Source organism: Bacillus cereus group sp. N6, assembly GCF_016483705.1.
Taxonomy (GTDB): domain Bacteria; phylum Bacillota; class Bacilli; order Bacillales; family Bacillaceae_G; genus Bacillus_A; species Bacillus_A wiedmannii.
In genome coordinates this window covers 25,546-37,897 of record NZ_JAEHBI010000050.1, presented here as the reverse complement: position 1 = coordinate 37,897, position 12,352 = coordinate 25,546, and the positions used below count along the sequence as shown (strand labels likewise).

The following is a 12,352-nucleotide window of genomic DNA, read 5'->3' as shown; positions in this document are numbered from 1 at the left end:
TCTTCTTTAGCCTTTGCTATTTCCCTTGCTTTCTCTTCTTCTTTAGACTTTGCTATTTCTCTTGCTTTCTCTTCTTCTTTAGACTTTGCTATTTCTCTTGCTTCGGCCTCTTCCTTAGCTTTTGCTTCTTCTTGGGCTTTCACGTCTTCTTTAGGCTTTACTATTTCTTGTACTTTCGTTTCTTCCTTAGGCTTTACTACTTCTTGTACTTTCGTTTCTTCCTTAGGCTTTACTACTTCTTGTACTTTCACTTCTTCTTTAGGCTTTACTACTTCTTGTACTTTCACTTCTTCTTTAGGCTTTACTACTTCTTGTACCTTCACTTCTTCCTTAGGCTTTACTACTTCTTGTACTTTCACTTCTTCTTTAGGCTTTGTTACTTTTTGTACTTTCGCTTCTTCCTTAGGCTTTGCTATCTTTTGTGCTTTAACTTCATCCTTAGCTTTAGCTGTTTTGTGTACTTTCGCTACTTGCTTCGTTTTCTCTTTAGCTGTTTTTTCAACTGGTGCTGTACTTGATAGGAAAGAAACATTAACATAAGCTGTTTTTCCTTTATACTCAAATTGTAACCAACCGTCTTTTACTTGATGTGTTGATTCAATTACATCATTTGTTTTTAGTCTGCCAAGTATTTCTGATTCTGTACTGGCATCAGAACGGACATTTAACAAATTCGCTGTTACATAATACACATCTTTTGTAAACTCCGCACTTACAAAGACTTCTTTACCATTTAAATCCATTTTGGACCATCCTTCTTCCGTATGTATAACCTTTAACTTTTCTCCTTCTTTTACTTTTTTGACAACTTTTGATTCAGTAGTCGGTTTTTCACGTACGTTGAGTACATCTGCTGTTACGATTGTTTCTGCGGTAGCAGTTGTAGTAAATGCTCCCAATCCAAAAACAGTTGCTGTTGCTGCGCCAATTATTTTTTTCATATTAGCCTCCATTATTTTTTTGAATTCTATCAAATGCTTCCATAAAATTAGGAAAGCATTTGCAGCAGTATATTATTACGACTTAATATACTGCTATTAAAACTCCTTACTCCAATACTATCAAATTCTCATTTTTAATTCTATATATTATAAAGTGAAACTTTAATCAGTGGGGGTTTTGTTCATCCCCCAATGATTATTAGTTGAACCAATCGGACGTTTACGGACAGTTGATCTCCCACCTAACTTCTTTGCTCCAACTGAATTTTGAGGTGGGAGTTTTCCTGTCCGTTAACGCGGGATAAATCTCACTATCTTCTATAAACTCTTCATACTAAATAGTTGTCACAATTCCTGCCAAAAACAAACTTACGATTGCTAAAAATTTTGTGCCGACTATAGCCCCTCTTAAATGAAACTTATAATCTTTATATCCCTTCATGCCTTCTGTACTAGGAATAACAACAAATCTTGGGGTAATCCAGCAAAAGATTAGCCAATCAATTATAAACAAATCTACTAAATTGAAAATCATTAAAATACCAAAAGTATGTAAATAGGCATCAATATATAATAATTTTTCATGTTTATGTAGTATATATGTAGAAACGACAGGCGTACCGAAAAGAATAGCATTATATGCAATATTAAAGTAGATTGTTTGCTTTTTTTCATGAATCGATTTTGGAAAAACTACCTTTTGAATATCTTTCGGATATTCAGTTAACGAAAGACGAGGATTATAATATAAAGATCCTAAAATCATTACAGATAGTACAATAGACATAATGACACCAACGTACATCATTTGCTCAAATGGATTCATATGCTTCATTCACCTTTTTCTTTAATTACTATGCTTCTCCTTTACTTAATTACATATTGTATGCCCACAAATAACCAAAAATTAATAACACCTTTAACACCCAATCAAAATTCTTGCAATGCAAAAACAATTTTTATAAAGTGAAAGCCAAATTAGTTAAGTAAGGATTGGTGAAAACTATGAAAATAGAACATATTGCAATATGGGTAAATGATTTAGAATTAATGCGTTCTTTTTATACAAAGTACTTTAATGGTAAAGCGAACTCTTTATATCATAATAAAGCAAAACAATTTGAATCTTATTTTATTACGTTCGAATCTGGTGCAAGACTTGAAATTATGCGTAAAAAAGGTATAGAAAAAGAGCCTAACCCCAACATAACTGGCTATGCTCATATGGCTTTCTCTGTCGGTAGTGAAGAACGTGTAAATGAATTAACTACAACATTGAAAAATGATGGTTATCCTTTATTAAATGGACCACGTTTCACTGGAGATGGCTATTACGAAAGTGTGATAAGCGATCCTGAAGGTAATCAAATTGAAATTACGATTTAATTTATCTTTTTTCTGAAGAACAAATGAAAATTAGTTTGGAGGAATATTATACAAAAGCTAAATTTGAAGAAACAGATTTTAATTTATATTTCCAACTCGTATTTAATAAAGAAGTAATGGCGCAAATTACCGAACGCGCTATTCCGTTAGATGAAGCGAAAAATGACTTTACAAGGCTGGTAAAGCGCAATGAAAATCATCAACTATTCGGCTCTTATAAAGTATATGATTCTATTACAAATGAGTATATCAATCTTGGACATGTTACGGTAAACGAGGATAATGTTAAAGAGGCTGAAATTGGTTATATGATTTTGCCAGAGCACTGGGGAAAAAGATATGGATTGCCTAAGGAGATTTTGAGTATAATTATTTAACTATATAAAAAAGAAATGCTGCTTTTGAACTAAAAGTAGCATTTCTTTACATATTACGCCCTATTCAACTATCGAAAGTATAACTTTCTCAAGTTCTTTTTTAGAAAGCATACTACCATTTATATAGATTTGATATGCATTTTTCCCTTCTTTTGCAGGTACCACTATTTTCATAGCTCGTACATTCGATTCTTTATACTCACCGAATGTAACGTCATAGCCATTTAATGTATATTTTTTTATATCTCCAGTAAAATTTTGTCCTCTTTTAGATGGTTTATCAAATGGTCTATCAAGAAAATAATCTTTATATTCTCCCTCAACGATTTCTAATTGATGAATTGTAAAACCTAATTCTACATCTGAAGTATGTGGCTCTTTTTTTACATTACGATTTTCATATCTCATCGTAATCAACGGCACAGGTTTGTCTAATGTCGCTTCTGCTTTTACTTCTTCAAATACTAATTGATGTCCAACCGGAATATATGTTGGATGCTTGATTGGAAAACCAGTTATTTTTTCGGCTTGTTCAAATGTATAGGTAAAATGTTGATCTATGCTTTCTTCATATATATTTAATTGTTCCATTACTTCTCTATCTCTTTTTTCTTCATCAGCATTTAAACGATTTGTAGCTGTATATTGTCTCTCACCATTCTCTACGACACTTACTTTCTTATAAAAATGGTACGTTTCCTGTAATAAAGCTACATACTTTTCAAAGTCCTCTTCTGTAAATATACTTTTAGCAATTTCTATACGTTCCATTACTAAATTATAACCATCCTCAGTCATTCCCATATCTTGCCTTGCTTTTTCTGGTGTCCCTACAATTTTATCCATTAATGTTGTACCTGCAAAAGTACCAGTCGGTATTAAAATAGCAGCAGCAACAAAGCCAAGTAATAACTTTTTCTTCATAGAAGTTTTCTCTTTGTTCCTCATCTTTTGGTATTTATAAAAAGAAGCTTGTACTTTATCTTCCAGATTAGGAGAAGGCTCTATATTCGCTGCTTTTCTTTTCAATTCATTTGTTACATATTTTTCAAAATCCATTTACTTCTCCCTCTCTTATGTCTGGCATATGATCCATTTCAGCTCTTAATCGTTTTAGTGCAGTATGTAATCGAGATTTCACTGTACCGATAGGGATTTGAAGAAGTGCAGCAATTTCCTCCATACTATATTCATGGAAGTAACGCATAATTATTACTTCACGATGCTTATAAGATAATTTGTGTACAATCTCCACTAATTCATTACGTGTTTCCTTATGTAAAATATCTTCATGCATTATGTAAGAGCGATCTTGTTCATACATTTTTTTCTTTTCAAAAATCCGAAACCTTCGCCACGATTTACGACGCCAATCCTGTACTTGCTTCACAACTAGTCCATGTAACCAAAATCGAAATGAACGATTTATATCATAGTTTGTTACGGATTTCCACATGTGTATATACACTTCATTCACTATATCGTCTACATCTTCGTGTTGACTTCCTACTAAAAATACTACTGTTTTATAAATATCTTTACATGTGTACTCATAAATAACTTGAAAGGCTTCTTGGTCCCCAGACTCCATTTGATATAGCCATTCTTTTAATTGTACTTCTTCCAAAATTACGTTCCCCTCTCATGATCTTTCACACTATATTCGCTCGTTTTTCACAAAAGGTTCATTTTACATGAAAATTTATTTATTACAATAAAAATATAAAGTATATTTTTAAGAAAAGGAGGATTTCAAGAATGAATACAGAGGATAAAATTTACGCTGAAAAAGTGTTAAAAAATCTATTCATCGGATCACAAGTTGATGGATTACAATTTGGAATTTCTCCAACCGCAATAAAAATTCATTTTTACAAATTTTCATGATCCTGTTCATTATGAGGGGCAATTATATATCAATATCGAGACGAACTGGTGTCCAATGTGAGCAATAGCTTGTTGTTGCTACACCTGGTAATGATATCTCCACTTGGACTCCCGATAAGTTTAATAAAAAATAGCTAATGGTATATTCCCATTAGCTATTTTTTATTTTGAAGAAACACTAGCAAAGCGTCTCCTTCCCAAGATTCCAACTAAACCATCTCCCATGCCCTTCGGTTTCTCCAACCGTTTCACGATATTCGTTTCCGTTAATATAATAATCAATATGAAGGTCCCGGTCCCACATGTTGTTATATAGGTGGAATACATCACGTTTTGCACCGATTTCTTGGATTTGTTTTTCTAACTTACGTTTTACTTGTTCAGGTATTTGATTTGCGACGTGTGTATGGAAAATACAGATTATAGCATCTTTACTTATTTGTTCGATGATAGATGGCAATAGCTCCACACCGTCTCCTTCTATTAATTGAACAGATTCAGTTTTCACTAAAGATGCTGCTTGGTCAAACATTTCAAGTCTTTCTTTATGCTCTGGCCAAATGAGTGCACATAGCCACAAATAATCTTCATTACTATGTAAATCATTTACATGTAAATCTAGTCCGATTCTTTCTGCGACAGATGGACTTTCTTTTAGAAAATGAGGCACATTCTCTCCTCTTATTTCAGAAGTTACATGCACATTCGAGTTTATATTTCCGTATGTTACATCTGTTCCATACGAATAGCTATATTGATCCCAGAACAGTTGTAATCCAGAACTTGTCCCAATTTCAATTAACGCTAATGGTTTTTTCACTTTATTAAATATGTAACAAAAACTTGGGTATAAGTACGCACATCGCCTTACTTCATTCGTTTGAACGAGTTTCGTTTGTAATAAGGTAATGATTTCTTCTCGATACGTTTTACAGAAATCTTTAAAATAATCAAAAGCTTGATTTAAATCCGTATTAGCATTTTCAACTAAGCTACTGTAATACATTTTTAAATGATGTTCTTTCCCTGATAGTAATAAATAATGTACAGCACCTAATAATAAGTTTGGAATTGGTTGGCCTACTTGAGCGTAGGAAGATAGTGTAAGTACTTCCTCATCTTCAGCAATTTTTATTGATAAGTATTCATATAAATCACTTGACCCTTTACATTCCTTTATTGAAAAATTCCGAAATAAGTTTGCGATTTGTTCTTGTGTACGCATTGGTATCCCTCCTTTTTATTTTACAGAATAATCATACTATTATCAGGGGTAAAATTCCATAAAAAGGTATCCTTTCTACCCACTTTCGTATACGTAAGCTTTTTCGGGATAATTTCAAACTGTAATTTTTTTCTATTTATCACCTTAAAAGAGCTTGTTAAATAAGATTTTTGGCGAATAAAACGTTAAATAGTTTAAAATTATCAGATAACACTAGATATTTTAGTCTATTAATTATTATAATAGAGTATGAGATGGTTATACAATTGAGACAAAAAAGGTAAATACCTAGGTGGGGCCTAGGCGGTGTTTCTCTTTTACGGCTTAGACATAGAAAACACCTACTCTTTTTTGCCAATATAGGGGATGGAGAGATTATCATGAGCAACATGCAGCAAAAAACAGACGTTATCTTAATTGGTGCAGGAATTATGAGTGCAACGTTAGGCTCATTACTAAAAGAATTAGCACCTGAATGGGAAATTAAAGTTTTTGAAAAACTCGCAAGTGCCGGGGAAGAAAGCTCTAATGAATGGAATAATGCAGGTACAGGGCATTCTGCGCTATGCGAACTGAACTATACTTCCGAAAAATCTGACGGATCTATAGATATTAGTAAGGCTGTAAAAGTAAATGAGCAATTCCAGCTTTCAAGACAATTTTGGGCATATCTTGTAAAAAGTAAATTAATTCGTAATCCACAAGATTTCATTATGCCTCTACCTCATATGAGTTTAGTACAAGGTGAAAAAAATGTTGAGTTTCTAAAAAACCGTTTTGAAGCGCTTTCAAAAAATCCACTGTTTCAAGGTATGGAATTTTCCGATGCTCCTGAAACATTAAAAAAATGGCTTCCACTCATTATGGAAGGACGTACACCTAACGAACCAATGGCTGCAACGAAGATTGATTCTGGAACAGATGTTAACTTCGGTGCATTAACACGTATGTTGTTTGATTACTTACAAACGAAAAATGTCGAGCTAAACTACAAACATAGTGTCGAAAATATTAAACGCACAAAGAATGGTTTGTGGGAAGTAAAAGTACACGATATGAATAGTGGTAAAATTGAGCATCACACTGCAAAATTCGTCTTTATCGGCGGCGGTGGCGGTAGTCTACCTCTACTACAAAAGACTGGTATCCCTGAATCAAAACATATTGGTGGATTCCCTGTAAGTGGACTATTTATGGTATGTAAAAACCAAAAAGTTATCGAGCAACATCATGCGAAAGTATATGGTAAAGCTAAAGTTGGCGCTCCGCCAATGTCTGTACCTCACCTTGATACGAGATATATAGACAATAAAAAAGCTTTACTATTTGGACCGTTCGCAGGGTTCTCTCCTAAGTTCTTAAAAACTGGCTCAAACCTTGACTTAATTGGTTCTGTAAAACCAAATAACGTCTTAACGATGTTAGCTGCTGGTGTAAAAGAAATGGGATTAACAAAATACTTAATTCAGCAAGTTATGTTATCTCACGAAAAACGTATGGAAGAATTACGCGAATTCATTCCGAACGCGAAAAGTGAAGATTGGGATATTGTAGTTGCTGGGCAACGTGTGCAAGTAATTAAAGATACTGATGCTGGCGGTAAAGGTACACTTCAATTCGGTACAGAAGTTGTCAGTGCAGCTGACGGCTCAATCGCTGCATTACTAGGTGCTTCACCAGGTGCCTCTACTGCCGTTCACGTCATGCTTGAAGTATTAGAAAAATGTTTCCCAAGCCGCATGGTAGAATGGGAAGAAAAAATAAAAGAAATGATTCCTTCTTATGGCATTTCACTAACTGAAAATCCAAGATTGTTCCAAGACCTTCACACTTCTACAGGTCGTACGCTTGGATTAAATGAAAAAGAAACGGTTCATAATTAAAGAAGTTATTAAAAAACGTCCGATTTATTCGGACGTTTTTTTGTTACTAAAAATTATATTTATCAATATTCTCTTTCGTAAATACAACCCGCTCTGGTAATACTATAATTCCATTTCCTTCTGCTTCATAATCATAACCTTGGATGGAGTTTGGCTCTACTTTCACTTTTCCGATTCCTTTTACTTCGAAACTATCCCCTACTTTTAACTTCTTCCCTTTTACTACTATTTCATTTGCTACATACGTTGCGAGTGCACCTTGTTGTTTTACATCCCATAATCCAAATTGTTGTACTGTTCCACGTTTTACGTAATCACGCATAACGTTTGGTGTGGAAAAACCAGTTACGACTACTTTTTTATCCATTTTTAAGTTTTCAGCTGCTTGTGCCATCGCTGGTAGTGCCGTTGCATCCGGGCAAATGACTGCATTAATATCTGGATATGTTTTTAAAATGTTCTCTCCTACAGATAAAGATTTTTGCGCATTATTTTCGCCGTACTGCGTCGTTACAATTTCCCAGTTCGGATATTTCTTTTTAATAATTTCTTTCGCTTTCGTTACCCATTGGTTTTGATCCGTTACCGTTGGACTAGAATAAAAAAATGCTACTTTTCCTTTATCCCCAATTTGTTTGGAAGTCATTTCAATTAATAAATTAGCAAGTTGATCTGGTGTTCCTTGGCTTATATAAAATGAACGGTCTTTCGGATTCACATCAGAATCCCACGTTAAAACAGTCATTCCTTTTTTCTTAGCTCGTTGTAATGATTGTGATAAACCATCTACTGACGTAGAAGAGACCATAAGTGCATCATAGTTTTGATTAATAAAGTTGTTTATATATTTCACTTGCCCTGATACACTTGCTTCAGACGGTCCATCATATTTCACATGTACGCCTAACTTATCTCCCATCTCTTTTGCTCCTTCACCACCCGATGTAAAGAAGCCAACTCCAGTTAATTTCGGGATGAATGCAAATTTCACATCATCTGCCTTTTTCTTATCTGCCGTTTGACTAGAGCAAGCGATTAAACCGATTAAACAAATGCATACAATGAATACAATCCCCAGTTTTCTCTTCATGACATTTCCCCCTTATGCAAGTTCTTTCTTTTCCACGGTGTGAATTGATGTAATTTGAAATGTCTCATAATAACTGAAAGAATAAGAATAATACCAATAACTACGTTAGATTGTTCATTTGTTAAACTCGTCATTTGCAAGCCATACTGCATTAACCCAATAAAAATACTCGCCAGTACAGTACCGATAATACTTCCTTTTCCCCCTGTAATAAGTGTCCCGCCTAATACGACTGCTGTAATGATTGGTAAAATCGTTTCACTTCCCATATCAGCACGTGCGGAGCCGAAATATGCAGTTAAGAAAGCGCCTCCTAATCCACCTCCTAACCCGGAAAGTATGTAAGCGATGATGACTACTTTTTTCGTTTTGATCCCAGTGTATTTTCGTTTGCACCAGTTAATTTGACGTGGCGCCCATAAATAGTACGGTGAAACAATACAGTGCATAAAATCGTTAATATAATCAATAACCATAATAAATTCGGTATCCCTATAAAACTACCGTTTGCCAGTTGTACAAATGCGTCAGGCAAACCACTTATCCCTTCATATCCAGAAGCACCTGCCCCTCCTGAAATGACGAGTGCAATTCCGCCGTATAAAAACATTGTTCCGAGTGTAACGACAAGTGGCTCTACGTCTGTCATTTTTATAATGAATCCGTTTAAAGCTCCTGCTAAACAGCTGATTAAAAGAGCTAATATGACCGCTAGCAAAATAGGTATTCCATTCATCCAAAGTACACCAATTATAATCGAAGTTAACCCCATAATAGATCCTACAGAAACGTCAATTCCTCCTGTTACAATAACGAAAGTCATTGGTATCGCTGCGATTGCTATAAATAGAAAATCATTTGTACTAAAAAGGAGATTACTAATATTTAAGAAATCACTACTTATAAAACTAAAGAGAATGAATTCTATAGAAAGTAATACAATTAGAACACCTTCCCATCTGTACAAATACTTCATAGATTCATCCTCCTTTCCGCCTTCCACTTTTTCATAACACTATCTAATATAACGATTACTAATAATAAAAACCCTGAAATAGCATTATTCCAAAACGCAGGTATTTTTAAAAAGACAAGTGAACTACTAATCACCTCTAAAAATACTGCTCCTAATGCAGCTCCAACTATAGAACCCGTTCCTCCTTTTAAATGAATTCCCCCTAGTACAGCAGCTGCGATAACCTGTAGTTCTATCCCGGTACCTGTTTGATTTGGTACGAACCCGATATTCATGACAAATATGCAACCAGCGAGAGCAGCGCTTATGCCAGATATAATAAACGCATATATCTTCACTTTATTAACTGGTATACCAATGAGTCTCGCGCCATCTTCATTATCACCTACCGCATAAAAGTATCTTCCGAATGGCACTTTCCTTAAAAAGAAGTATAGTAGTAGTAAAATAATAAGAACAACCCATACAATTATCGGCAAACCAAGTATGACGATCGATGACATTTTCTTAAAATTGTTTGGTACGTCTTCAATCCACTTTCCGCCTGTGAAAATTAACATCGCACCTCTAATGATCCCTAACATACCTAATGTCATAATAATAGCTGGTACCCGAAACTTCGCAACGCCAATCCCATTTATAAAACCGAGAATAGCGCCAAGTAAAATAGCAGCAAGTATGGACAAAAATGCATGATATCCATCCGTTAACAACATCCCGCAAACAGCTGCGCTTAATCCCATAATTGAACCGACTGATACGTCTATATTTTTCGTAAATAAGACGAACGATTGGCCAATTGCTAGCACAACTAAAATAACGCTTGATTTCATCATTAAAGATAACGAGTTAAGCTGAACGAAACTTGGATTTATCATTCCGACAATGGCAATGTAAATGAGTAATAATAGTATGATAGATGTTTCGTGCATTTTATACATACGTTTCATTCCGTTACACCTCCGTATGCAAGACGTGTAACTTCATCTACAGTCATATTTTGTTTCTCTAAATGAGAAACAAATTGTCCATTTCGCATTACATATACACGATTTACTAATTGAACGATTTCTTCAACATCGGAAGAGATTAATAATATTGCGAGTCCTTCTCTTTTCATTTTTTCTATCGTCTCATATACTTCAATCCTTGCTTTCGCATCAATTCCGCGAGTCGGTTCATCAAGAATAATAATTTTTGGATTACACGCAAGATATTTTGCAAGCACGACTTTTTGCTGATTACCTCCCGATAAAGATGCTAGAACTTCATCCATGCTTCGTACAACAATTCGAAACTGTTCTATATACGTCTTCAATAAAGCGCTTTCTTTTTCTTGGTTAATGAAAAATCGACTATTCTGATGTAAACTTGCTGCAGTCATATTTTCTTTAACCGATGCAATTGAGAAAATACCATTTCTTGCTCTATCCTCTGGCACATAAACTAATCCCTCGCTAAGTCTTTTATGCAAAGAGCATGAATCAATTGATTTTCCTTCTAATAAAATAGAACCTGATTTTATAGACTTCAATCCAAATATGGTTTCTGCTAATTCCGTTCTGCCTGATCCAACAATGCCAGCAATTCCTACAATCTCTCCAGCATGTACAGTAAATGATATATTTTCGAATGCGTGACTCGTTATATCAATTACTTCTAATATTTTTTTCGTTTCTTTTGTCTCTTGCACTATTTCTCTTTTCTCTTCTTGTTTATACCCTTTCGGCAATAACCCCTCCATTAGCATGTCATATGTATAGTCACATACATCACCTTGGCTTACAATCATTCCATCACGTAATATCGCTACTTTGTTGGCAATTTCAAAGATTTCTGGAAAGCGATGCGTAATATATATCATTCCTATTCTTTTTTCTTGTAAACTTTTCATCAGCACAAAAAGACTCTTTATTTCGTGAGTTGTTAATGTCGATGTTGGCTCATCTAAAATAAGAATCTCGGCTTCCCGTATTAATCCTCTAACGATTTCTACTAACTGTTGCTGCGCAATGGATAGTGATCCTCCTAATTCTTTAAGGTCAATATCCCATCTTAAACTGTCAATCAATTGCTGAATCTTTACTTTTAATTCCTTTTTCTTCCCTTTTAGTCCGATACATATATTTTCTTCAATGGTCATATGCGGAAAAATGAGTGGTTCTTGTGGTATTAAGTAAATCCCTTCTCGGTGTGCTTTTTCCGGATTTACAAACTGTTTCCTCATTCCTTTTACATACATTTCTCCACTATCATACGAATATAACCCCGTTAATATTTTCATTAATGTTGATTTTCCAGCACCATTCCCTCCAACTAAAGCGTATATATCGCCACGCTCTACTTGTAAGTTCACCTCTTTTAACACATGTTGATTTGAAAACGCCTTACTCATTTTCTTTACATGTAATAAAGGTACGTTCTCCACATGATGTCACCTGCCTTCATCCAGAACATTTTTTGAGAAAATGATTATTTGTTCTACTTGTTTTGTAGCATTGTATATTTCTTTTTTCATATCTAGAACACTTTTTTCATCAGACAATTAATCGTTTCAACTGGAATAAACAAAATATATGGCACATAT

The 12,352-nt window shown here is 34.4% G+C and carries 10 protein-coding genes and 3 pseudogenes; 4 read left to right on the top strand and 9 right to left on the bottom strand.

Going from position 1 to position 12,352, the window contains the following annotated elements:
- Both JDS99_RS25275 and JDS99_RS25270 read right to left on the bottom strand, forming a co-directional pair.
- The coding region (locus JDS99_RS25275) for an SH3 domain-containing protein (RefSeq protein ID WP_199695926.1) at positions 1-941 on the bottom strand (941 nt) is incomplete at its 3' end.
- A 334-nt stretch (positions 942-1,275) separates the two neighbouring features.
- Positions 1,276-1,767: a nitroreductase gene (locus JDS99_RS25270; protein ID WP_141555710.1), complete on the bottom strand. Its 492-nt coding sequence runs from the start codon at positions 1,765-1,767 to the stop codon at positions 1,276-1,278.
- A gap of 179 nt (positions 1,768-1,946) precedes the next feature.
- On the opposite strand from JDS99_RS25270, the gene JDS99_RS25265 reads away from it, so the two are divergent.
- Together JDS99_RS25265 and JDS99_RS25260 are read left to right on the top strand one after the other, a co-directional pair.
- Positions 1,947-2,327, top strand: coding sequence for a VOC family protein (locus JDS99_RS25265; protein ID WP_060487169.1), 381 nt, complete (start codon positions 1,947-1,949; stop codon positions 2,325-2,327).
- A 23-nt stretch (positions 2,328-2,350) separates the two neighbouring features.
- Positions 2,351-2,695 (top strand): annotated as a pseudogene (locus JDS99_RS25260) (GNAT family N-acetyltransferase); the annotation flags it as partial.
- 69 nt (positions 2,696-2,764) lie between these two features.
- Here the strand turns inward: JDS99_RS25260 and JDS99_RS25255 are convergent.
- On the bottom strand, positions 2,765-3,763 hold the full coding sequence (locus tag JDS99_RS25255) for a hypothetical protein (protein ID WP_199695925.1): 999 nt from the start codon (positions 3,761-3,763) through the stop codon (positions 2,765-2,767).
- Positions 3,753-4,331, bottom strand: coding sequence for a sigma-70 family RNA polymerase sigma factor (locus JDS99_RS25250; RefSeq protein WP_075307582.1), 579 nt, complete (start codon positions 4,329-4,331; stop codon positions 3,753-3,755). Before JDS99_RS25250 ends, JDS99_RS25255 begins: the two co-directional genes overlap by 11 nt.
- A gap of 131 nt (positions 4,332-4,462) precedes the next feature.
- Between JDS99_RS25250 and JDS99_RS25245 the strand changes: the two are divergent.
- A pseudogene (locus tag JDS99_RS25245) lies at positions 4,463-4,643 on the top strand (hypothetical protein); the annotation flags it as partial.
- Positions 4,644-4,769: 126 nt separating this feature from the next.
- Here the strand turns inward: JDS99_RS25245 and JDS99_RS25240 are convergent.
- Positions 4,770-5,816: a DUF2332 domain-containing protein gene (locus JDS99_RS25240; protein ID WP_199695924.1), complete on the bottom strand. Its 1,047-nt coding sequence runs from the start codon at positions 5,814-5,816 to the stop codon at positions 4,770-4,772.
- A gap of 380 nt (positions 5,817-6,196) precedes the next feature.
- Between JDS99_RS25240 and JDS99_RS25235 the strand changes: the two genes are divergently transcribed.
- The gene (locus JDS99_RS25235; RefSeq protein WP_098347420.1) at positions 6,197-7,699 is read left to right on the top strand and encodes a malate:quinone oxidoreductase; all 1,503 of its coding nucleotides are present in this window, start codon (positions 6,197-6,199) and stop codon (positions 7,697-7,699) included.
- A 46-nt stretch (positions 7,700-7,745) separates the two neighbouring features.
- On the opposite strand, the gene lsrB is transcribed toward JDS99_RS25235, so the two are convergent.
- The 4 genes and pseudogenes from lsrB to JDS99_RS25215 all read right to left on the bottom strand — a co-directional run bounded on the left by lsrB (position 7,746) and on the right by JDS99_RS25215 (position 12,193).
- A complete protein-coding gene (lsrB, locus tag JDS99_RS25230) occupies positions 7,746-8,789 on the bottom strand; it encodes an autoinducer 2 ABC transporter substrate-binding protein LsrB (protein WP_098068323.1) in 1,044 nt (347 codons plus the stop codon).
- A pseudogene (locus tag JDS99_RS25225) lies at positions 8,786-9,765 on the bottom strand (ABC transporter permease subunit). Before JDS99_RS25225 ends, lsrB begins: the two are co-directional and overlap by 4 nt.
- Positions 9,762-10,715, bottom strand: coding sequence for an ABC transporter permease subunit (locus JDS99_RS25220; RefSeq protein WP_098858485.1), 954 nt, complete (start codon positions 10,713-10,715; stop codon positions 9,762-9,764). The pseudogene JDS99_RS25225 and the gene JDS99_RS25220 overlap by 4 nt, the downstream one beginning before the upstream one ends.
- Entirely contained in the window at positions 10,712-12,193 is a 1,482-nt protein-coding gene (locus tag JDS99_RS25215) for an ATP-binding cassette domain-containing protein (RefSeq protein WP_199695923.1), read from the bottom strand. The genes JDS99_RS25220 and JDS99_RS25215 overlap by 4 nt, the downstream gene beginning before the upstream one ends.
- Positions 12,194-12,352: the final 159 nt, after the last annotated feature.

Coding starts and splice junctions, on each gene's coding strand:
- JDS99_RS25235 (WP_098347420.1), top strand. CDS start 6,197: ATGAGCAACATGCAGCAAAAAACAGACGTTATCTTAATTGGTGCAGGA.
- JDS99_RS25255 (WP_199695925.1), bottom strand. CDS start 3,763: ATGGATTTTGAAAAATATGTAACAAATGAATTGAAAAGAAAAGCAGCG.
- JDS99_RS25270 (WP_141555710.1), bottom strand. CDS start 1,767: ATGAATCCATTTGAGCAAATGATGTACGTTGGTGTCATTATGTCTATT.
- JDS99_RS25240 (WP_199695924.1), bottom strand. CDS start 5,816: ATGCGTACACAAGAACAAATCGCAAACTTATTTCGGAATTTTTCAATA.
- JDS99_RS25220 (WP_098858485.1), bottom strand. CDS start 10,715: ATGAAACGTATGTATAAAATGCACGAAACATCTATCATACTATTATTA.
- lsrB (WP_098068323.1), bottom strand. CDS start 8,789: ATGAAGAGAAAACTGGGGATTGTATTCATTGTATGCATTTGTTTAATC.
- JDS99_RS25265 (WP_060487169.1), top strand. CDS start 1,947: ATGAAAATAGAACATATTGCAATATGGGTAAATGATTTAGAATTAATG.